This is a genomic window from Streptomyces sp. NPDC041129, from assembly GCF_055592265.1.
The window spans coordinates 285,681-306,691 of record NZ_JBVIYV010000003.1; the positions used below are offsets into that span (position 1 = coordinate 285,681).

A 21,011-nucleotide genomic window follows, 5' to 3' on the forward strand; every position below is an offset into this window, starting at 1 on the left:
CCCTACCTGGGAGTCGGGCCCCTGTGGCCGCCCCTCGGCCACTCGTACACCGCCACGGCGACCGCCACCACCAGCGCTCCCAGCAGCCAGCCGCCCAGCACGTCGGAGGGCCAGTGGACGCCCAGCCACACCCGGGTCAGACCCACACCGGCCACCGAGACGACGGCCACGGCGACGGCCGTGCGCCACAGGGCCCGGCCGGCGCCGCGGCGGTGCAGCAGCCACAGCAGGAGTCCGCAGACGACGGTGGCCGTCATGGCGTGGCCGGAGGGGAAGGCCGCGTAGTGCGCGCGGTCGACGGGGTCGGGCCAGGCCGGCCGGGGCCGGCCGACGGCCGTCTTCACTCCCTGCTGCAGGATCGTGGCCAGCGCCACGGCGACCGCCAGCCACAGCGCCGTCCACCGGGCCGCGCGGCGCCACACGAGCCACACCGCCGCGGCGGCGCACACCAGGCGCATGGTCAGCGGATCCCAGACCCAGTCCGTGAGGACGCGGAAGGCGTGCGTGAGACCGTGATCGCTCACCGCCCAGCGGTGGGTGGCGACGGAGATGTCGCCGTCCAGGACGAGCAGCGGACGCCACCGCAGCACGACGACCGCCAGCAGCAGCGCGCAGCAGACGGCGAGGACGGCGGCCGCGCGGGCCGCGGTGCGGTGGGGCGGTGTGCGGGGCGGGGAACCGATCGGCTGTCGGCGCATGCTGCGATCTTCGTCGACGAGGCGGCCCGATGGTCCTAGCCCAGTGCTCGCAGGCCCGGTACGAATGCCACCAGGACCGGGATCACCGGCACCAGGGCCGCCGCCGCGGTCAGGCGCAGCCGGTGCAGGGCCGGGAGGCGTTCCCGGGGGGTGAGCAGCCGGTGCACACGCTGCGGCACGTGCGCCTGCGGAGTCGGGCAGGGCCCGAACACGCCCCGGTCCTCGTTGAGGCCGACCAGGGCCAGCGCTGTCGTCAGCCGGCCGAAGCGTCGGGAGGCCATGTCGTCGGCCGCCAACTCGACCAGCCGGTGCATCTCGTCGCGGAACGCGGCGAAGACCGGCACCTGCGGGAAACCGTCCGCCAGCGCCGTCGAGCAGTGCAGCAGCCAGTCGTGCCTGGCCTGGGCGTGCCCCTCCTCATGGGCGAGGAGGGCGTCCAGCTGACGCCCCTTCAGCCGGGTGAGAGCGGCCGTGGTGACCACGAGCCGGGGCGCCGTGCCGGACAGCCACCAGGCGTCGGGCCGCTCGCCCTCGAGCATCACCAGCCGGCCGCCCGCCGGCTCCTCGCCGGGCAACAGCGGGGCCCGCAGGAGAAGTTCCCTCCGGCGCACACGCCGCCGCGAGCGGACCCGTACGACCTGGCGCACGAGCATCGCCAGGCTCCACAGTCCGCCGCAGGCCAGCGTCACCGCGATCGGCGCCGCCCAGGGGCCGGCCGTGCCGAGGGCGTACGCGTCCACCACCGCGCGCGGTGCCGTACCGAACACATGGCCGCGTACCGCCTGCCAGGCCCCGGCCGCGCTGAGCGTCATCGACAGCGCGCAGCACAGCAGTACGGCCGCCACCACGCACTGCCACGCCCACAGGGCGACCACCGGCTCCCGGTCCGGCCAGTCCGCCCGGGCGAGCAGCCGCGGGCCGACGACGGCGGTCAGAGCGCCGAGCAGCAACAGGGCCACGGGGACCATCATGGTCAGCACCCTATGAGCGCGCGGCCGCCCACGGCCGGTCCTCGGAGCCGAAGTGACGCAGTCGACGCTCCCGTCCTCGATGCCGCCGAGCGGCTCGGGCCGTCACGCCCTCCGTGCCGCCGGGCGGCTCACATCGCCAGCAGCATGGCGACCATGCCGATGCCCATCGACAGCCGGCACGCCCGCGCCAGCTCCGGACGGTCGCCCCAGCGCACCCCCGCCCGGGCGCCCGCCGGGACGGCCGCGGGCACCAGACGGGCGCCCGCCAGCAGCACGTAGCCGGTGAAGTAGAGCAGGAGCGCGCCCGTCACCAGCGGCATTCCGGCACCGGTGCGCGCGTGGTGGTGCGAGGCGGGGGAGACCGCCATCGCCAGGGACATGTAGACCATCGCCGCCGTCCCCACCAGATGGTGCAGATGGTGCGGTCCGGTGCGCGCGGCCCACAGGGCCCGCAGCGCGGCCGCCGCGAACACGGCCGCGTACATCGGCCAGGCCCACCCCGGCGGGGTGAACACCGTGGCGGGCACGGCCATCGCGGCCATGCCGAACCCCATCAGCGCCTCGCCGCCCGCGGCCCGGCGCTGCTCCTCGACACCGCTGCGCATCCGCAGCAGGCAGTAGGCGCCGGTGGCCGCGCACAGCGCGACCAGCAGCCAGGCCGGCGAACCCGGTCCGTGCACGCGTACCCCCCCGCTCGACGGTCGGTCGATGGATGCGATGCCCACGGCACGCGGCGCGCACGCAAGCGCAAGGGTGTACGCGGGGAGCGTTCGCCGGAGCACAGCAGGTGAGCGCGCGGAGGAGGCGGATGTTTTACTGATAAAACACATGCTAAATTAATAGGTATGAGCAGTGCGACCCGATTCCGTCTCCCTCTCGCCGGCGTGCTCCGCCTCGGGCGGCCCTCCGACATCTGGTTCAAGCCCGCGCTCAGCGTGGTCGTCGCCACCGCTCCGCCCAATCTGATCCTGCTGGCCCTCGGCCGCCTCGATCTGGCGGTGTACTCGATGGCCGGCTCGCTCTGCGCGCTCTACGGCCACAACCGGCCCTACGCCGCCCGGGCCCGGGTCCTCGCCTGGGTGGTGCTCGGCATGGTCGGCGGCCTCGCCCTCGCCCTGGTCGCGGCCTCGCTCACCACCAGCGCGGTCGTCCTGGTCGCCGTGGGCGCCCTCATGGCGGCCGCGCAGAAGGCGGTCTGCGACGTCACCCGCATCGGGCCGCCGGGAAACGTGATCCTCACCTTCATCAGCTCCGCCTCCCTCTTTGTGCCGCAGAGCCTCGGCCAGGTGCCGGGACACGTCGGACTGGCCCTGCTCGCGGGCGTCTGGGCCTGGCTGGTCGGCATGGCGCCCGGGCTGCTGCGCCCGCACGGCCCCGAGCGCCGGGCCACCGCGCAGGCCCTGACCGCGGCCGCCGCGTACGCCGAGACGGGCGGCACCGCCGAGGGCCATGTCGGGGCCCGCGCCGCCACCGCCGCGGCCGTGCACACCGCCTGGCAGTCCCTGCTGGCCGGCGGCACCCGGCCCGACCGCACCCGGCGAGCTCTCGAACGGCTCCTCGTGCGTGCCGAGGTCGCGCTCGCCGCCCCCGCCGACACCGACCCCGGGCGACTGCGTGTCTGGGCCCGCGAACTGCGGGGCACCGGCCGGATCCCCCGGGTGGAGTTCCCGAGCGAGTCGGCCGACGAACTGCTCGGTGTGGACGCCGAACTCGCCGCCCCGCGCCGCCCGCTGCGGCACCGGCTCGCCCCGCTCGCACCCATCGCCGCGCGCACCGCCATCGGCTGCGCCCTCGCCGGGTACGCCTCCCTGGCCCTCGGAGTCGGCCGCCCCTACTGGGCGCTGGTCACCGCGGCCTCCCTCTACCAGGCCAACGTCACCCTCACCTGGAACCGGAGCATCCAGCGCGTCGTCGGCAACCTCCTCGGCGTCCTCGTCTTCGCCGCGGTGGCACCCCTGGCGCACCTCCACCCGGCGGCCCTGGTGCTGAGCTGCCTCGCCTTCAACTTCGGCGCCGAGGCACTGATCAGCCGCAACTACTGGCTCGGCACCGTGTGCGTCACGCCGATGGCACTGCTCATCACCGAGTTCGCCCGTGCCCAGGACCCCGGACGGCTCATCGGCGAGCGGGTCGCGGACACCCTCGTCGGCGCACTGGTCGGCTTCCTCGCGGCCGTGGCCGTCACCAACCGGCGCGCCGGCGACCGCCTGGACCACGCGCTGACCGCCGCGGAACGCGCACGCGAGAACGCCGCGCGGCTGCTCGCCGAGCCGCACCCGGCGCCCCGCGCCCTGGAGACCACCCGGCGCGCCCTGGCCGCCGCCCTGGTCGACCTGCGCGCCACGGCCGACGCGGCATCCGGCGAGTGGTGGCAGCGCGCCCTGCCCGAGGAGCGGGTCGTGCTGGCCGAGCAGTCCGGACACCGTACGCTCGCCGCGACGGTACGACGCCAGGGGCTCGCCCCGCTGGCGCGGGACACGGGCACGACGACGGAGGACGCACGGTCATGACCCCGAGGAACGGACGGCCCGCGGCCGCGCCCACTCCGTCCGGCACACCGACAGGGGCCGGGTCCCCAGCGGCGGGCGGCCGGACCGAGCCGGGTGGCGCCGGTACGGCCGGGCCCGGCCCAATGGGCGCGACCGCCTCCGCGGAGACCGGTCGGCCGGGTTCCGGAGGCGGCGGGAGCGAGCCGCTGCCGGCGGCCGGGGCTCCGGGGGCGCGGGCCAGATCGGCCGCGGGCGCCGGGACGGGCGGAGCGCCCGATGCCGGGCAGGACGCTGCCGCGCAGCGATCGACGGCCGCAGCCCGGGCGGCAGGCCGCCCGCCGAGCGAGGATGAGCCGGGCGGGGGCGAGGCGAGCCGGGGCGAGGCCGACAGGGAACGCCGGGCCGACACGGAGGGGACCGGGCGCGAGCGCCGGACCGCCGCGAGCGAGGCGGGCCAGCGACACCGGAGTCGGGCCGCCGTCGGCGGAGGCGGACAGGAGCCTCCCGCCGCGAGCGAAGCCGGGCATGCTCCCGGGGACCGGCGGGAGGGCGACGCCGGGCCGAGACCGCGGGACGCCGGAGGCGGCGAGGGTGACACGGTCGCCTCCGTCGTCCGGCAGTGGCGGGCCGTGCACCCCGAACTGAACACCGGGCCCATGCAGGTCATCGGCCGGATCAACCGCTGCGCCGCCCTCCTCCAGCAGGCAGAGGACGCCCCGCTGCGCCGTGCGGGACTCAGCCGCCCCGAGTTCGACCTGCTCGGTGCGCTGCGCCGCACCGGTCACGAACTGACCCCGAGCGAGCTGGCCCGGGAGACCTTCTCCTCGGGAGCCGCCGTCACCAAGCGGCTCAAGCAGCTCACCGAGCGCGGACTGATCGAGCGGCGCGGCGACACCCGCGACCGCCGTGTCGCCCACCTCCGCCTGACCGACGCGGGACGCGACCTCGTGGACGGCGTCCTCCCTGAGCAACTCGCCTACGAGACGGCCGTGCTGTCCGTCCTCGCCCCCGAGGGCCAGGACGAACTGGCCGCGCTCCTGGGCGACCTGCTCAGCCGCCTGGAGGGCCGGATGGGCCCCCCGCGCGCCTGAGCGCGCCGAACCCGCCGCTCAGCCCTCCTCGCCGGCCCGGTGCACGCCGAACGCCGCGCCCTGGGGGTCCCGCAGTACGGCGATGCGCGGGCCGTCCGGCACCGACGCGGGCGCCACGAGGACGTCGCCACCGGCCTCCCGCGCGACCTCGGCCGTCGCGTCCACGTCGGCCACCGCGAAGTACGGCATCCAGTGGGCCGGAACCTCCGGCGGGAACCGGTCGCCCATGTCGGCCATCCCGCCGAAGTCCTCCCCGCCGAGGCCCCACTGCGTGTACCACCGCGAGGCGTTGACGCTCCAGCCGAAGACCGTGGTGTAGAAGTCCCGCGCCCGGTCGGGCTCGCGGGTCGCCAGCTCCACCCAGCCGAGCGTGCCGGGCGCGTTGAACAGCCCCGCGCCCTGGAAGCTCCGCGCCTGCCAGAGCTGGAACGCCGCACCCGTCGGATCCAGGGCCACCGCGAAGCGGCCCACGTCGAAGACGTCCATCGGGCCGAGGACCACCGTCCCGCCCGCCTCCGCCACCCGCCGTGCCGCGTCGTCCGCGTCCGCCACCGCGAACGAGACGTTCCAGGCGACCGGCTGGGTCTCCTGGTACACCGGGCTGAGCGCGGCCACCGCGGCGTCCCCCAGGTGCGCCACGGTGTACCCGCCCGCCTCCTGCCGCGGGTCCGTCTCCGGCCGCCAGCCGAACAACTCCGTGTAGAACCGCTTGGCGCCCTCCAGATCGCTGGTCCCCAGTTCGGTCCAGCAGGGGCCGCCGATCACCGGCTTGTCGAACTTCATGGCGGTTCCTTCCCCGTACCCGCTCCCGGCCCGCCCGCGGGCCCTGCCACGGGGCCGCGGACGGGATCTCCTCTCGAAGCTAGTCCCCACCACTGACAGCGGCCATCGGAGCGGGCCCCGGAGGACCCACGGCGCGCGAACCGCTCGTCCCCGCCCGAGCCCGGCGGCGGTGCAATTCGCTTGCCGCCCCCGACGGCGGTCGGCCAGGGCGGGGGCATGGACGCGCCCGGGACGGCCGGATGCGGCCCGTCGCCGGGGCGAAGTCGCTGTTCACCACGGCCTACTTCCACCAACCCGCGGACGTGCCCGCCGAGTTCACCGCCGCGGGCCTCACCGCGCACGGCCAGTACGGCGTGGAGGGCGCCGCCTGGCTGATGGCGACATCTCCGGGCGGCTCGACGACCCCCGGGACCGGGAACTGCTGCTGCGCGCGCTGCGGCGGACCGAGTCCGTGCCCTCGCTGCTCGGGGTCGGCGGCCATCTGCTCACAGCGGGCGGGAAGGCCTGGATCTCAGATCCCCGGCCGGTACCGCAGCGGATGGTCCGCGGGGATCTCCACCAGCACGATCGGGGTGCCGTCCGGGTCGGCGATCCACATCTCGACCAGGCCCCACGGCTCCTTCACCGGGGGCCGCACGATCTCGACGCCCTTGGCCAGCAGTTCCCCGTGCGCCGCGGCCACGTCCGCCACCTGCATCCACAGCCGCACCTCCGGCGGAGCCGGGGTCCCGGAGCGCCCCGAGACCTCCAGGAATCCGCCGCCGAGGAAGTACACGGTCCCGCGCTCGGGGCCCGTGCCGAACTCGCGGTAGACGGCCAGACCGAGTTGCTCCCCGTAGAAGGCGCGGGATCGTTCGGGGTCGGCGGGGCGCAGAAGTGTCCGGCTGCTGAGTACATGCACCATGCATCCGGAGCTTAGTGGCAGGGTTACCCTCGTCCCTGCTTCAGCAGCGCCCGAGATCGGAGACCGCCCCATGGAAACCGCCGCCACCGCACTGACGTTCCGCGACGCCGGTGACGCCGACGTCGACGCACTGGTCGCGCTGATCGAGTCGGCGTACCGGGGCGACGACAGCCGGGCCGGATGGACCACCGAGGCGGACATCCTCCAGGGGCAGCGGACCGATCCCGAGGGCGTGCTGGAGGTCATCAAGGCGCCCGACAGCCGGCTGCTGACCGTCGAGCAGGGCGGCCGGATCGTCGCCTGCTGCCAGCTCGAGCACCGCGGCGACGCCGCCTACTTCGGCATGTTCGCGGTCAGCCCCACCCTCCAGGGCGCGGGCCTCGGCAAGGCCGTCATCGCCGAGGCGGAGCGCCAGGCGCACGCGACCTGGGGAGTCACCGAGATGCACATGACGGTGATCTCGGTCCGCGAGGACCTGATCGCCTGGTACGAGCGCCGCGGCTACCGCCGTACGGGAAAGACGACCCCGTTCCCGTACGGCGACGAGCGCTTCGGCATCCCGCAGCGCGACGACCTGCGGTTCGAGCTGCTGGTCAAGCCGCTGGTGTGACGTCCACCGGGGAGTCGGCGCGCAGGATCACGCGGTGAAGCGGCCGGTGCGCTTGATCTCCGGGTAGTCGGTGGTCGCCCCGTCGAGCCCGAGCGCCCGGACGAGCCGCAGATGGTCCTGCGTGTTGACCACCCAGCCGATGATGTTCAGGTCGGCCGCCCGCGCCTTCTCCACGACCTCCAGGCTCAGCCGCCGGATGTTGAGGCAGACGGTCGCGGCCCCCGCCGTCCTGGCGCGGTCCACCACATCGGTGCCGTAGCGGCTGGCGATGAGCGCGGTGCGCACTCCCGGCACCAGCCGGGCGATCTCGGCGATGGCCTCGTCGTGGAACGAGGACACCTCGACCCGTGAGACCAGGTCCCGCCGGTGCATGACCTCCGCCAGCGCCCGGGCCGCCGCCACGTCCTTGATCTCCGCCTGCAACGGCGTCCGCACGGCGTCCAGGACCTCCTCGAAGACCGGCACGCGCTCCCCGCGGCCCGCGTCCAGGGCACGCAGCTCCGCGAGGGTCATCTCGGCGATGGGCCCCGTGCCGTCGGTCGTGCGGTCCACCTCGGCGTCGTGCATGACGACCAGGGCGCCGTCCTTGCTCAGGTGCAGATCGAGTTCGATCAGGTCGAGGCCGGCCTGTTGCGCGGCGACGAAGGAACGAAGGGTGTTCTCGGGCTCCACACCCATGACCCCGCGGTGACCGATGGTAAGGAAGTTCAAGGTTCAACTCGCTTCCGTCGACGGCGGCTCGGCGCGCCCGTGGACCCGAAGGGCCTCGCTGTCCACGCGGCAGAGTCGCAGCCTAACGGCCGGGTCCCGCGATGAACCCGCGCCTGCGCCGGGGATCGGAGTGGGGGGCGTGCGGCGACTGGCTCGTATCTGCCCCCGCCGTCACCCGGGCGTGGGCGCGTCCTCCGGGAGTTGACCGTCCGGATCCGAGCGGTGGACGCGGGTCGCACGATGCCGCAGCCCTCAACGAAAGTGACCGCCGTCACGGTTTCGAACAGGAAAAACAGCGGTGACCATGGTGTTGCGCAGAATAATTTCCCGAGCTGCCTCTTGCTGGGAGAAACGGGGTATGCGTACGGTGTGCACACGCGAGGTTCTCCCGTGGAGGATGGGATATGACGGAAATTCTTGTGCAGGCGGCTACGGAGGGGCAGGTTCCTTCGCTGACCAGGGTGGTTGAGCACCCGGCCTGGCCCGTGCTCAAGGATGCCGTGGAGCAGATCCGGCCATGGCAGTCCAAGGACGGATCGATCGACTTCGAGGCTGAGGCCGCCCCGGAGCGTGCAGACGCCGAGACCGCAGTGCGCCGTGTCGTCGAGTCGGTCGAGCAGCTCTCCCCGCTGCTCCCGCACGACGCGGCCTACCACGAGGCGCTCGTCAAGGACCTGCGCCGCTGGGCGGAGGAAGGCTTCCCGGTACCGGACTTCCTGGACTCCCTGCTGGCGTTCCAGCCCGCGGCGGGCCGGGCGGACGGCCTGCAGCACCTGGTCGTCTTCCCGATGTACACCCAGAACGGCAACCCCGACCGCAACCTCGAGGCGGTCGTGCTGCGCATGGTCTGGCCGGACTGGCTGGCCGAACTGGAGCGCACCCGGTACGACAACCCGCTCTTCTGCGGCATCAAGTTCGAGGACTTCACGGCCGGCTACGACACCAACTCCGCCGTTCTCTTCCCGGAGACCATCGCAGTGCGCGAGGCGCCGGAACGATTCTCCTGGGGCGGCATCTTCTGCGACCGCGAGGCCGCGCGCTTCCGCCGGGTGACCGACGCCTCCGTCGACATCCTGGGCCTGAAGCTGCCCGAGGACATCGCCGCGATGGTCCACGACCAGAAGCGCTGCGAAGAGGCCTTCGTGCTCTGGGACATGGTCCACGACCGCACCCACAGCCACGGCGACCTGCCGTTCGACCCGTTCATGATCAAGCAGCGCCAGCCGTTCTGGATGTACGGCCTGGAGGAGCTGCGCTGCGACCTCACCGCCTTCAAGGAGGCCGTGAAGCTCGAGGCGGACGGCGTCCCGCAGGCCCGTGACGTGCAGTACGCGGTGCTCTTCGACCGGATGTTCCGCTTCCCGGTCACCGGCGACCGCAACCGCAACTACGACGGCCTCGGCGGCCAGCTCCTCTTCGCCTACCTGCACAAGCACGACGTCCTCCGCTGGACCGACAACAAGCTCTCCATCGACTGGGAGCGCGCCCCGCAGGTCACCAACCAGCTCTGCGCCGAGATCGAGAAGCTGTACAAGGACGGCATCGACCGCCCCAAGCTGGTGCACTGGTTCGCCGGCTACGAGCTGGTCTCCACCTACCTGGCCCCGCACCCGGGCTCCAAGTGGGCCAAGGGCCCGGACGCCCTGGACCTGACCCAGCCGCCGCGCAAGCTCGTCGACGACGTGCTTCCGGACGAGTTTCCGCTGAGCATGTTCTATGAGGCCCTGTCCAAGAAGCTGAAGCACGTGATCGCCTCCACCAAGGGCATCACCGCGGACGGCGCCGAGCGGGCCGCCGCGTGAGCGACCGCCCGAACGACACTGCTCATAAGGGGAAGAACATGGTGGGGAACGGGTCTCTCAGTGGTGCGGTGATCGCGGTGGCCGGTGCGGGCGGACCCGCCGGGCACGCCGCGCTGGTCCGGCTCGCCGAGGCGGGCGCGATCGTCGTCGGCGCCGACAACAATCCCGAGCGCCTGGCGGAGGCCGTGGACGCGGCCCGCTACGCGGGCGGCGGCGCCACGGTCACGGGTGAGACGGTCGACCTGCTCGACCTGGACTCCACCAGCGCCTGGGCCGACCGCACCGAGAAGGAGTTCGGCCGCATCGACGGCCTGGTCCACCTCGTCGGCGGCTGGCGCGGCAGCGCCACCTTCGCCGAGACCGACCTCGCCGACTGGGACCTGCTGGAGAAGCTGCTGGTCCGCACGGTCCAGAACACCTCCCTGGCGTTCTACGACGTCCTGCAGCGCAGCGACCGCGGCCGCTACCTGCTGATCAGCGCCGCCGGCGCGTCGAAGCCCACCGCCGGCAACGCGGCGTACTCCGCCGCCAAGGCGGCGGCGGAGGCCTGGACGCTCGCCATGGCGGACGGCTTCCGCAAGGCGGGGGGCGAGGCGGGGCCGCGCTCGGCTGCTGCCATCCTGGTCGTGAAGGCGCTGGTGCACGACGCGATGCGCGCCGAACGCCCCAACGCGAAGTTCGCGGGCTTCACGGACGTCAAGGACCTGGCCGAGGCCATCGAGGGCGTCTGGAGCAAGTCCGCCGCCGAAGTGAACGGAAACCGTCTGTGGCTGACCGAGAAGCCGTGAACCCTCCCAGGACCGACGCGCGTCGTCATCACGACCCCGAGGTCCGCGGTTTCGCCAGTGACAACTACGCCGGAGTCCACCCGGAGGTGCTCGCCGCCGTCGCTCTGGCCAACGGCGGCCACCAGGTGGCGTACGGCGAGGACGACTACACCGAGAACCTCCAGCGGATCGTCCGCGGCCACTTCGGCCCCACGGCGGAGGCCTTCCCGGTCTTCAACGGCACCGGCGCGAACGTCGTCGCGCTCCAGGCGGTCACCGACCGCTGGGGCGCGGTGATCTGCGCCGAGAGCGCGCACATCAACGTCGACGAGGGCGGCGCCCCCGAGCGCATGGGCGGTCTGAAGCTGCTCACCGTGCCCACGCCCGACGGCAAGCTCACGCCCGAGCTGATCGACCGGCAGGCCTTCGGCTGGGAGGACGAGCACCGTGCCATGCCGCAGGTCGTGTCGATCACCCAGAGCACGGAGCTGGGCACGCTCTACACCCCGGGCGAGATCCGCGCGATCTGCGAGCACGCCCACGCGCACGGCATGAAGGTGCACCTGGACGGTTCCCGGATAGCCAACGCCGCCGCGTCCCTCGACGTGCCGATGCGGACCTTCACCAACGCGGTCGGCGTGGACATCCTCTCGCTGGGCGGCACGAAGAACGGCGCCCTGTTCGGCGAGGCGGTCGTGGTCATCAACCAGGACGCGGTCTCGCACATGAAGCACATCCGGAAGATGAGCATGCAGCTCGCCTCCAAGATGCGCTTCGTGTCGGTGCAGCTCGAGGCGCTGCTCGCCAAGGACCTGTGGCTGCGCAACGCCCGCCACGCCAACGAGATGGCCCAGCGGCTGGCCGAGGGCGTCCGGGCAGTCCACGGAGTGGAGATCCTCTACCCGGTGCAGGCCAACGGCGTCTTCGCCAGGCTGCCGCACGAGGTGAGCGTGCGCCTGCAGAAGCGGTTCCGCTTCTACTTCTGGGACGAGGCCGCCGGCGATGTGCGCTGGATGTGCTCCTTCGACACCACGGAGGAGGACGTCGACCTCTTCGTGGCCGCGCTCAAGGAGGAGATGGCGCGCTAGCCTCCATTTATGCATAGGTATGCGGTCACCTGAAAAGTCATTGACTGTCGGGTGATCGCATACCTATGCTCTGCGGGCATGGAGCTGATCCAGGACACCCCCGACCTCTCCGCCTACCTGGCTGCTGACGAGGTCATCGACCATCACCATCCGGTCGTGCGGGCGACGGCCGCCCGTATCGCCGAGGATGTCGCGGACTCGTATGCCTATGCACAGGTCGCGTATGAGTTCGTACGCGACACCGTCCCGCACTCCGCCGACGCGGACGACCCGCGCGTGACCTGGCGCGCCTCCGACGTGCTGGCGCTGCGCACGGGCATCTGCCACGCCAAGGCACACGCCCTCGCGGCCCTGCTGCGCGCCGAGGACATTCCGACGGCGCTGTGCTACCAGCGGCTGACGCACGACGACGGCGGCGGCCATGTCCTGCACGGCCTGGTGGCCGTGCGCTTCCACGGCGCCTGGCACCGGCAGGACCCGCGCGGCAACAAGCCCGGTGTGGACGCCCGGTTCTCCCTGAACGGCGAGCGGCTGGCCTGGATCCCGGACCCCGCGTCCCACGAGATGGACTACCCGGTCCTGTACGCCGAACCCCATCCGGCCGTCGTCGCCGCGCTGAAGGCGGCCACGGACCGGCCGCACCTGTGGCGCACACTGCCCGACAGCCTTCAGGACGACACGGCCCGTAGTGAACTCTTCTGAGTGCCGCGGACGTTCGGGCCGCGACGGGTCAGAGTGCCTCGGCCGCCCGCAGCTGCTCCAGCGTCGGCGCCGAACCGCCCAGGTGGGCCGGCATCCACCAGGAGTCCTCGGAGCCCTTGGGGCGCGCGGGGTAGGCGCGCTGGGCGGCTTCCAGCAGCTCCTGCACGCGCTCGCGCAGACGGCGGGTGATGGCGCCCGCGTACTGGTCGCGCGGAGCCTCGACCGGCTCGCCGACCCGGATGGTGATCGGGGTGTGGCTGCGCCGGAAGTTGCGCGGCTGCCCCTTGGTCCACAGCCGCTGGGTGCCCCACACCGCCATCGGGACGAGCGGCACGCCCGCTTCCTGGGCGAGGCGGGCGGCGCCCGACTTGAAGCTCTTCAGCGTGAACGACTGCGAGATCGTGGCCTCCGGGAACACCCCGATGACCTCTCCCGAGCGCAGCGAGTCCAGGGCGTGCTCGTACGCCGCCTCACCCTGCCCGCGGTCCACCGGGATGTGCTTCATCCCGCGCATCAGCGGGCCGGACACCTTGTGCCGGAACACGGACTCCTTCGCCATGAAACGCACCAGGCGCTTCTGCGGCAGGGCGGCCAGGCCGTTGAAGATGAAGTCCAGGTAGCTGATGTGATTGCTCACCAGCACCGCACCGCCCGAGCGCGGGATGTTCTCCGACCCCTGGCAGTCGATCTTCAGGTCCCAGGCCTTGAACAGCGTCTTGGCGAAACCGATGACGGGACGGTAGACCAGCTCTGCCATGGGCGGGGTGGGCCCTTTCTGCTCTGCTCGGGAAAGGGGCTCCCGGCGGGAAAGTTACGCAGCCGTAGGTTTACGGCGTCTCGCAGATCGTGCCCGAAGAACGGACGGACAGCCAGTCCTGGTGCCCGGACACGGCGAGATCCTCGTCACTACGGACGTACCGTCACCCTCTTCAGCAGCAGGTACATCTCGCACCCCAGGCAGTGGCCGAACGCGGCGTTGAGGAAGGCCGCCGCGAGCGCCGCCCCGGTCGCCCCGAGCCCCAGCCAGGCGGGGCCCACCGTGAGGCCCACCAGACCGAGCCCCGCGAAGACCAGCCCCACGGCCTGTGCGAACCGCGGCGGTTCGGGCGCCTCGAACTCCGCCGGCGGCCCGAGCCGCGGCCGCACCAGCGTCCGGAACAGCACGCCGTACGGCGACCGTCCGACCCCGGCGGCCGCCCCGAGCGTGAACGCCACGGTCTGCCAGGCCAGTATCCAGGGGCTTCGCGTGATCAGCGCCACGGCCAGCACCACGGTCGTCACGGCCGCACCGAAGCGCGGACCTCTCGCGTCGATGTCCATGAACGAAGCATTCCGCAACGGCGGTCCCACCGGGAGGCGGGAATCTTTGCGGTCTCGTGAACGCTTGTGCCGATGATGACCGGACTGATGGTGTGCGTGGCGGTGCTCGTCGTGGCGAGCGCCTACGGAGTGCTGCACAGGCGGCGGAGCGGGAGAGTACGGGTGCGCGGGCGGGACGACGGCAGACGGCTCGGTGCGGCTGAACTGGGCGGCGAACTCGGCGCGCGGGCAACGCTGGTGCAGTTCTCCAGCGCCTTCTGCGCCCCCTGTCGGGCGACCCGGCGCGTCCTCGGCGAGGTCGCGGAGATGGTGCCGGGCGTCACCCACGTCGAGATCGACGCCGAGGCCCGCCTGGACCTCGTACGGGCGCTGGACATCCTCAAGACGCCAACCGTCCTGGTGCTGGACGCCGAGGGGCGAGTGGTCCGGCGCGCCGCCGGGCAGCCGCGCAGGGCCGATGTGATCGCGGCACTCGGGGAGGCGGTGTGAGGCGCCCTGAGGCCGGGTGAGCCTTCTCCCGGATCGCGGACCGAACTTGACTGTGTGTGCCATCTGTCGTCAGCCTGACCCTGTGCCGACCGAACCCCTTCTCTTCGGGCGGGTCCACATCGACCTGGCCCGCACCGCGAGCGCGCGCTGTCCGGGCTGTTGACCAGCCCAGGCCCTGCCCGAACCCCCTCGCAGAAGGACGACTCCGTGACGGCCACTCCTGAACTCGGCGCCTATCAGCTCGCCTCTCCCGATCTGCTGCGCTCCACCTTCCGCAGGCACGCCGCCGGTGTGGCGGTGATCACCGCGCGTGGTGCCGCGGGACCGGTCGGCTTCACCGCCACCTCCCTCACCTCCGTCTCCGCCGAGCCGCCGCTCGTCTCCTTCGGCATCGGCACCGGCGCCTCGAGCTGGCCCGCCGTGGCGACGTCCGAGCACGTCGGCATCCACATACTCGGTGAGCACCAGAGCGACCTGGCGGCCACCTTCGCCCGCAGCGGGGCCGACCGGTTCGGCGCGCCCACGGCCTGGCGCGAGGGCCCGGAGGGCGTACCCGTGCTCGACGACGTGCTCGCCTGGCTGGTCTGCCGCGTGGTCGGCCGGGTCCCGGCCGGCGACCACCGGATCGTGCTGGCCGAGGTGGTCCTCGGTGACTCCACGGGCGCCGGCCGCCCGCTCCTCTACCACCAGGGCCGCTTCAACGGTTTGCGGGATTGAGCACACCGCCGCGGTCCTGCGGCGACGTCGAATTCCGGTTACGCTGCGTTGCGAAGGTCACAGTTCAAAGCGCTTGCTTAGCGGGCAGGAACTGGGTGTACTGACGAGTAATATTTCGGTCGGAGCGCGCGGACGCCCCGACCGGAATCGGCCGCTTGAGGCGCCTATGCTGCCTCCAAGAGGCAGCCCGGAAATGACGATGCAGTAGGAGAGCCGGCGTGAGCTTGAGGATCGTTGTCACTGTGAAGTACGTGCCCGACGCCACTGGCGACCGGCACTTCGCCGATGACCTGACCGTCGACCGCGACGACGTTGACGGTCTGCTCTCCGAGCTGGACGAGTACGCGGTCGAGCAGGCGCTGCAGATCGCGGAGGACGCGGACGACGCCGAGGTCACCGTGCTGACCATCGGCCCCGAGGACGCCAAGGACGCGCTCCGCAAGGCCCTGTCGATGGGTGCCGACAAGGCCATCCACGTCGAGGACGACGACCTGCACGGCACCGACGCCATCGGCACCTCGCTGGTGCTGGCCAAGGCCATCGAGAAGGCCGGTTACGACCTGGTGATCTCCGGCATGGCCTCCACCGACGGCACCATGGGTGTCGTACCGGCGCTGGTCGCCGAGCGTCTCGGCGTCCCGCAGGTCACCCTGCTCTCCGAGGTCTCGGTCGAGGACGGCACGGTCAAGGGCCGCCGCGACGGCGACGCCGCCAGCGAGCAGCTCGAGGCCTCCCTGCCGGCCGTCGTGTCCGTCACCGACCAGTCGGGCGAGGCGCGCTACCCGTCCTTCAAGGGCATCATGGCGGCCAAGAAGAAGCCGGTGGAGTCCTGGGACCTGTCCGACCTGGACATCGAGGCCGAGGAAGTCGGTCTGGAGGGTGCCTGGACCAAGGTCGAGGCCGTGGCCGAGCGTCCGGCCCGCACGGCCGGCACCATCGTCAAGGACGAGGGCGAGGGCGGCAAGCAGCTCGCCGAGTTCCTCGCGAGCCAGAAGTTCATCTAAGGGCTCGCGCCCCGCTGACCGCCCCTCAACTTCGTTACGCAGGAGAGCAATCCCATGGCTGAAGTCCTCGTCTACGTCGACCACGTGGACGGTGCCGTCCGCAAGCCGACCCTCGAGCTGCTGACCCTGGCCCGCCGTATCGGCGAGCCCGTCGCCGTCGCGCTGGGCAACGGGGCCGCCGACACCGCCGCCACGCTCGCCGAGCACGGCGCGGTGAAGGTCCTCACCCACGACGCGTCCGAGTACGCCGACTACCTGGTCGTGCCGAAGGTGGACGCCCTGCAGGCCGCCCACGAGGCCGTCTCCCCGGCCGCCGTGCTGGTCCCGTCCTCCGCCGAGGGCAAGGAGATCGCCGCCCGTCTGGCGCTGCGCATCGGCTCCGGCATCATCACCGACGCCGTCGACCTCGAGGCCGGCGACGAGGGCCCGGTGGCCACCCAGTCGGTGTTCGCCGCGTCCTTCACCACCAGGTCCCGTGTCAGCAAGGGCACCCCGGTCATCACGGTCAAGCCGAACTCGGCCGCCGTGGAGGCCGCCCCGGCCGCCGGCGCGGTCGAGGCCCTGAGCGTGTCCTTCTCCGAGAAGGCCACCGGCACCAAGGTCACCGGCCGTACGCCGCGTGAGTCGACGGGCCGCCCGGAGCTGACCGAGGCCGCGATCGTGGTCTCCGGTGGGCGTGGCGTCAACGGCGCCGAGAACTTCTCGATCATCGAGGCGCTCGCCGACTCCCTCGGTGCGGCCGTCGGCGCCTCGCGCGCCGCGGTGGACGCGGGCTGGTACCCGCACACCAACCAGGTCGGCCAGACCGGCAAGTCGGTCTCGCCGCAGCTCTACATCGCCAACGGCATCTCCGGTGCGATCCAGCACCGCGCCGGCATGCAGACCTCGAAGACGATCGTGGCCGTCAACAAGGACGCCGAGGCCCCGATCTTCGACCTGGTCGACTACGGCGTGGTCGGCGACCTCTTCGACGTCGTCCCGCAGCTGACCGACGAGGTCAAGGCCCGCAAGGGCTGAGTTCCCCCTCGCTCCACGAGGCCCCCGTGACCGCGCCGGTCACGGGGGCCTCGGCGCATGCTGGACACAGCCGGACCGGTGCCGGCCGGCCTCGCGGGGGTGTTGACCGGCGGGAAGCACCCCGGATAACTTCGTTCAACGGATTGTTGATTCCGTAGAGCGGAAAATTGGAGGGTGTGGGATGGGTCAGCAGGAGAAGGTGGCCACGAGCCTCGCGGGTGCCGTCAGCGAGGAGATCAGCGCCTCCCTCGCGCCGGTCGACGCGGAGCTGGCGCGCCGCTACCCGGGCGACCCCGGCACCCGGCAGCCCGTCCACACGGTGTACGTACCCGGTGACGTCTTCGACGGCGGCACCATCCGCTCGTGGGGCGCGAGGGCCCTCGCGGCGCTCGACGAACACGCCCCCGACGCCGCCTCCTTCGCCGCGGTGCTGGGCCTGTCCGACGACCTCGCCGAGCCGGTGTACTCCCGCGTCCGCGCCAAGCTGGAGCGCGAGCCGGTGGAGGACCTGCGCGTCGACTTCGAGGACGGCTACGGCCCCCGCCCGGACGCCGAGGAGGACGGGGCCGCCGCGCGCGCGGCCCGTCTGATCGCCGAGGCGTACCGCGACGGCACGGCGGCCCCGTACATGGGCATCCGCATGAAGTGCATGGAGGCCGCGGTGCGCGACCGGGGCATCCGCACCCTCGACGTCTTCCTCACCGGGCTGATGGAGGCCGGCGGACTTCCCGGCGGCCTCGTGCTGACCCTGCCGAAGGTGACGTACGCCGAGCAGGTCGGCGCGTTCGCACGGCTGCTGGAGGCCTTCGAGAAGGCCCACGGACTGGCGGCCGGCCGGCTCGGCTTCGAGATCCAGATCGAGACCAGCCAGGCCATCCTCGGCGCCGACGGCACCGCCACCGTCGCCCGGATGATCCAGGCCGCCGGGGGCCGCGCCACCGGACTGCACTACGGCACCTTCGACTACAGCGCCTGCCTCGGAGTCTCCGCCGCCCACCAGGCGAGCGACCACCCCGCCGCCGACCACGCCAAGGCGGTGATGCAGGTCGCGGCCGCGGGCACCGGCGTGCGTGTCTCGGACGGCTCCACCAACGTCCTCCCGGTCGGCCCGGCCGAGAAGGTCCACGACGCCTGGCGCCTGCACTACGGCCTCACCCGCCGCGCCCTGGCCCGCGCCTACTACCAGGGCTGGGACATGCACCCCGGCCACATCCCGACCCGTTACGCCGCCGTCTTCGCGTTCTACCGCGAGGGCTTCGAGCAGGCCGCGGGCCGCCTCGCTCGCTACGCCAACCGGGCCGGCGGCGACGTCATGGACGAGCCGGCCACCGCCAAGGCCCTCAGCGGCTATCTGCTGCGCGGCCTGGACTGCGGGGCCCTCGACATCGCCGAGGTGGCCCGGCTGAGCGGACTGACCCGCGCCGACCTGGAGGGCTTCGCGGCACCCCGCCGCGGCGACCTGACGGCCTCCGCCACATGACGGGAGCCGCATGACGGGGCCCCGCGCCGGCCGAGCCGCGCGTGCGGCTCAGCCGGCGGGCGGCAGCTCGCCCGAGCCGCGGGTGATCAGCCGGGTCGGCAGCTCGATGCGCTCCGGCGCGACGAGGGTGCCGTCCAGCTGGCGGAAGAGGCGCTCGGCGGCGGTCCGGCCGAGCGCGGCCGCGTCCTGGGCGACGACCGTGACGCCCGGCTGGAGCAGGTCGGCCAGTTCGATGTCGTCGAAGCCGACGAGGGCGACCGGACGGGGCCGGCCGGCGAGGACCCGGATCACGGTGACCGTCACGCGGTTGTTGCCGGTGAAGATCGCGGTGACGGGGGAGGGGCCGGAGAGCATCTCCTCGGCCGCCCGGCGCACCCGCTCCGGATCCGTCGCGCCGAGGGACATCCAGGCGTCCTCGACCGGTATCCCGGCGTCCTCCATGGCGGCCCGGTAGCCGCGCAGCCGCTCCGCCGCGGTGTGGATGCGGGGCATGTCGCCGATGAAGCCGATCCGGCGGTGGCCGTGCGCGATCAGATGGGCCACGCCGTCACGGGCGCCCCCGTGGTTGTCGGACAGGACGACGTCGGCGTCGATCTTCCCGGCGGGCCGGTCCACGAACACGGTGGCCACGCCCGCCCGCAGCTCCGGCTCCAGATAGCGGTGGTCGTCGCCGGCCGGAATGATCACCAGGCCGTCCACCCGCCGCGCGCACAGCGCCAGCGCCAATTCCTGCTCACGCTCCGGGTCCTCCGCGCTGGAGCCGTTGATCAGCAGGGCGCCGTGGGCGCGGGCCACCTCCTCGACCGCGCGGCTGAGGGGGCCGTAGAAGGGGTCCGCGAGATCCTCCAGGATCAGGCCGATGCTGGCGGTCCGGCCCTTGCGCAGCACCCGCGCGCTGTCGTTGCGGCGGAAGCCGAGTGCCTCGATCGCCTCCTGCACCCGGCGTTCGGTGTCCGGGGTGACCCCGGGCTCGCCGTTGACCACCCGGGACACCGTCTTCAGGCCCACCCCGGCCCGGGCCGCCACGTCCTTCATCGTCGGGCGGTTGCCGTAACGGTTCCCGGTGAGGCGGTCTGCGCGGCGGGTGGTCTCGGGCACGATGCGGTGTCCTGTTCCTGTGTCCGTGGATTTCCGGGAAGGGCGTCTGCGGCGTTCGAAGATTCGTATGAGGATGTGGCGTCGAGCATAGAGCCTGGACAACGTTGTCAGATGCACGAGAGACTGTTCATCGCTGTCTCCGGCCTGCGCCCCCACCGCCTGACCGGCCGCGTCTGTTTGGTTTTCGAGCATCAACGGGGAGATCTGACTCTGATGTACACCGACCTCGTGGCGGCCCTCGACATCGGCGGCACCAAGATCGCCGGCGCGCTGGTGGACGGTCACGGACGGATCCAGGCCCGTGCCCAGCGCGCGACCCCCGCCCGGCAGGACGGAGAAACGGTCATGCGGGCCGTCGAGGGAGTGCTCGGCGATCTCACCGGCTCACCTCTGTGGGGACGGGCCGGCTCGGTCGGCATCGGCAGCGCGGGTCCGGTGGACGCCTCGGCGGGCACCGTGAGCCCGGTGAACGTTCCGGGCTGGCGTGACTTCCCGCTGGTCGATCGGGTGCGCGCGGCCACCGGCGGGCTGCCGGTGGAGCTGATCGGCGACGGGGTGGCCATCACCGCGGCGGAGCACTGGCAGGGGGCCGCCCGCGGCCACGACAACGCGCTGTGCATGGTGGTCTCGACGGGCGTCGGCGGCGGCCTGGTGCTGGGCGGCCGGCTGCATCCGGGTCCGACCGGCAACGCCGGGCACATCGGGCACATCAGCGTCGACCTCGACGGCGACCCGTGCCCGTGCGGCGCCCGCGGCTGCGTCGAGCGCATCGCCAGCGGCCCCAACATCGCCCGCCGGGCCCTGGAGCGTGGCTGGCGGCCGGGCCCCGACGGGGACGCCTCCGCCGCGGCGGTGGCCGCCGCGGCCCGTGCCGGCGATCCGGTGGCCGTGGCCTCCTTCGAGCGGGCCGCGCAGGCCCTGGCCGCCGGGATCGCGGCCACCGCGACCCTGGTGGAGATCGACATCGCCGTGATCGGCGGGGGCGTCGGCAAGGCCGGTGACATCCTCTTCACGCCTCTGCGCAAGGCGCTCACCGACTACGCGACCCTCTCGTTCGTCCGGCGGCTGACGGTCAGCCCGGCCCAGATGGGCACGGACGCCGGACTGGTGGGCGCCGCCGCGGCCGCCCTGTCCCGCCGTCCGGACGCGACGGCGGCGGGGGTCTGAGCGTCCGGACGACGGCGTTCACGGCCCCGGTGCCGGGCCGCCGCCGGTCCGTCGGGGGCGAATCCGCGTCATCCGCGTGACCCTCCGGAGGGTTCGGCAGTTG

Annotated in this window: 22 protein-coding genes; 13 read left to right on the top strand and 9 right to left on the bottom strand. The window is 72.8% G+C overall.

What is annotated here, in order from left to right; translation table 11 throughout:
• Window positions 1-2 precede the first annotated feature (2 nt).
• From ACZ6B1_RS14085 to ACZ6B1_RS14095, 3 genes are all read right to left on the bottom strand, one after another.
• Complete coding sequence (locus ACZ6B1_RS14085) at window positions 3-698, bottom strand: phosphatase PAP2 family protein (RefSeq protein ID WP_468778009.1); 696 nt, start codon at window positions 696-698, stop codon at window positions 3-5.
• A 35-nt stretch (window positions 699-733) separates the two neighbouring features.
• Window positions 734-1,669, bottom strand: a complete 936-nt coding sequence (locus ACZ6B1_RS14090; RefSeq protein WP_468778010.1) for a M56 family metallopeptidase — start codon at window positions 1,667-1,669, stop codon at window positions 734-736.
• 128 nt (window positions 1,670-1,797) lie between these two features.
• The gene (locus ACZ6B1_RS14095; RefSeq protein ID WP_468778011.1) at window positions 1,798-2,349 is read right to left on the bottom strand and encodes a DUF5134 domain-containing protein; all 552 of its coding nucleotides are present in this window, start codon (window positions 2,347-2,349) and stop codon (window positions 1,798-1,800) included.
• A 165-nt stretch (window positions 2,350-2,514) separates the two neighbouring features.
• On the opposite strand from ACZ6B1_RS14095, the gene ACZ6B1_RS14100 reads away from it, so the two are divergent.
• Entirely contained in the window at window positions 2,515-4,179 is a 1,665-nt protein-coding gene (locus tag ACZ6B1_RS14100; RefSeq protein WP_468778012.1) for an FUSC family protein, read from the top strand.
• A gap of 608 nt (window positions 4,180-4,787) precedes the next feature.
• Window positions 4,788-5,249, top strand: a complete 462-nt coding sequence (locus tag ACZ6B1_RS14105) for a MarR family winged helix-turn-helix transcriptional regulator (RefSeq protein ID WP_468778013.1) — start codon at window positions 4,788-4,790, stop codon at window positions 5,247-5,249.
• A gap of 18 nt (window positions 5,250-5,267) precedes the next feature.
• Here ACZ6B1_RS14105 and ACZ6B1_RS14110 read toward each other — a convergent pair whose 3' ends face one another.
• Window positions 5,268-6,032 (bottom strand): VOC family protein, encoded by a 765-nt coding sequence (locus tag ACZ6B1_RS14110; RefSeq protein ID WP_468778014.1) that lies wholly within the window; start codon window positions 6,030-6,032, stop codon window positions 5,268-5,270.
• 511 nt (window positions 6,033-6,543) lie between these two features.
• The gene (locus tag ACZ6B1_RS14115) at window positions 6,544-6,936 is read right to left on the bottom strand and encodes a VOC family protein (protein WP_468778015.1); all 393 of its coding nucleotides are present in this window, start codon (window positions 6,934-6,936) and stop codon (window positions 6,544-6,546) included.
• Between the two features lie 70 nt (window positions 6,937-7,006).
• On the opposite strand from ACZ6B1_RS14115, the gene ACZ6B1_RS14120 reads away from it, so the two are divergent.
• Window positions 7,007-7,546: a GNAT family N-acetyltransferase gene (locus ACZ6B1_RS14120; RefSeq protein WP_468778016.1), complete on the top strand. Its 540-nt coding sequence runs from the start codon at window positions 7,007-7,009 to the stop codon at window positions 7,544-7,546.
• Between the two features lie 27 nt (window positions 7,547-7,573).
• Here the strand turns inward: ACZ6B1_RS14120 and ACZ6B1_RS14125 are convergent, their stop codons facing one another.
• The gene (locus ACZ6B1_RS14125) at window positions 7,574-8,257 is read right to left on the bottom strand and encodes a glycerophosphodiester phosphodiesterase (protein WP_468778017.1); all 684 of its coding nucleotides are present in this window, start codon (window positions 8,255-8,257) and stop codon (window positions 7,574-7,576) included.
• A 404-nt stretch (window positions 8,258-8,661) separates the two neighbouring features.
• Between ACZ6B1_RS14125 and ACZ6B1_RS14130 the strand changes: the two genes are divergently transcribed.
• From ACZ6B1_RS14130 to ACZ6B1_RS14145, 4 genes are all read left to right on the top strand, one after another.
• Window positions 8,662-10,059 (top strand): DUF6421 family protein, encoded by a 1,398-nt coding sequence (locus ACZ6B1_RS14130; protein WP_468778018.1) that lies wholly within the window; start codon window positions 8,662-8,664, stop codon window positions 10,057-10,059.
• 38 nt (window positions 10,060-10,097) lie between these two features.
• Complete coding sequence (locus ACZ6B1_RS14135) at window positions 10,098-10,847, top strand: SDR family NAD(P)-dependent oxidoreductase (RefSeq protein WP_468778019.1); 750 nt, start codon at window positions 10,098-10,100, stop codon at window positions 10,845-10,847.
• A complete protein-coding gene (locus ACZ6B1_RS14140) occupies window positions 10,844-11,914 on the top strand; it encodes a threonine aldolase family protein (protein WP_468778020.1) in 1,071 nt (356 codons plus the stop codon). The genes ACZ6B1_RS14135 and ACZ6B1_RS14140 overlap by 4 nt, the downstream gene beginning before the upstream one ends.
• A 78-nt stretch (window positions 11,915-11,992) precedes the next feature.
• Window positions 11,993-12,616: a transglutaminase domain-containing protein gene (locus tag ACZ6B1_RS14145; RefSeq protein ID WP_468778021.1), complete on the top strand. Its 624-nt coding sequence runs from the start codon at window positions 11,993-11,995 to the stop codon at window positions 12,614-12,616.
• A gap of 28 nt (window positions 12,617-12,644) precedes the next feature.
• Here the strand turns inward: ACZ6B1_RS14145 and ACZ6B1_RS14150 are convergent, their stop codons facing one another.
• Both ACZ6B1_RS14150 and ACZ6B1_RS14155 read right to left on the bottom strand, forming a co-directional pair.
• Window positions 12,645-13,373, bottom strand: coding sequence for a lysophospholipid acyltransferase family protein (locus tag ACZ6B1_RS14150; RefSeq protein ID WP_468778022.1), 729 nt, complete (start codon window positions 13,371-13,373; stop codon window positions 12,645-12,647).
• A 149-nt stretch (window positions 13,374-13,522) separates the two neighbouring features.
• Entirely contained in the window at window positions 13,523-13,936 is a 414-nt protein-coding gene (locus tag ACZ6B1_RS14155) for a DUF4395 domain-containing protein (RefSeq protein WP_468778023.1), read from the bottom strand.
• Between the two features lie 75 nt (window positions 13,937-14,011).
• Between ACZ6B1_RS14155 and ACZ6B1_RS14160 the strand changes: the two genes are divergently transcribed.
• The 5 genes from ACZ6B1_RS14160 (at window position 14,012) to ACZ6B1_RS14180 (ending at window position 18,643) form a co-directional block, all read left to right on the top strand.
• Window positions 14,012-14,425: a TlpA family protein disulfide reductase gene (locus ACZ6B1_RS14160; protein WP_468778558.1), complete on the top strand. Its 414-nt coding sequence runs from the start codon at window positions 14,012-14,014 to the stop codon at window positions 14,423-14,425.
• A gap of 207 nt (window positions 14,426-14,632) precedes the next feature.
• Window positions 14,633-15,142, top strand: coding sequence for a flavin reductase family protein (locus ACZ6B1_RS14165; protein ID WP_468778024.1), 510 nt, complete (start codon window positions 14,633-14,635; stop codon window positions 15,140-15,142).
• A 218-nt stretch (window positions 15,143-15,360) separates the two neighbouring features.
• A complete protein-coding gene (locus tag ACZ6B1_RS14170) occupies window positions 15,361-16,146 on the top strand; it encodes an electron transfer flavoprotein subunit beta/FixA family protein (RefSeq protein ID WP_468778025.1) in 786 nt (261 codons plus the stop codon).
• 54 nt (window positions 16,147-16,200) lie between these two features.
• The gene (locus tag ACZ6B1_RS14175; protein ID WP_468778026.1) at window positions 16,201-17,163 is read left to right on the top strand and encodes an electron transfer flavoprotein subunit alpha/FixB family protein; all 963 of its coding nucleotides are present in this window, start codon (window positions 16,201-16,203) and stop codon (window positions 17,161-17,163) included.
• A 181-nt stretch (window positions 17,164-17,344) separates the two neighbouring features.
• Complete coding sequence (locus ACZ6B1_RS14180; RefSeq protein WP_468778027.1) at window positions 17,345-18,643, top strand: DUF6986 family protein; 1,299 nt, start codon at window positions 17,345-17,347, stop codon at window positions 18,641-18,643.
• A 48-nt stretch (window positions 18,644-18,691) separates the two neighbouring features.
• Here ACZ6B1_RS14180 and ACZ6B1_RS14185 read toward each other — a convergent pair whose 3' ends face one another.
• The gene (locus ACZ6B1_RS14185; RefSeq protein ID WP_468778028.1) at window positions 18,692-19,741 is read right to left on the bottom strand and encodes a LacI family DNA-binding transcriptional regulator; all 1,050 of its coding nucleotides are present in this window, start codon (window positions 19,739-19,741) and stop codon (window positions 18,692-18,694) included.
• A 213-nt stretch (window positions 19,742-19,954) separates the two neighbouring features.
• Between ACZ6B1_RS14185 and ACZ6B1_RS14190 the strand changes: the two genes are divergently transcribed.
• On the top strand, window positions 19,955-20,908 hold the full coding sequence (locus ACZ6B1_RS14190) for an ROK family protein (RefSeq protein WP_468778030.1): 954 nt from the start codon (window positions 19,955-19,957) through the stop codon (window positions 20,906-20,908).
• The last annotated feature ends 103 nt before the right edge of the window (window positions 20,909-21,011 follow it).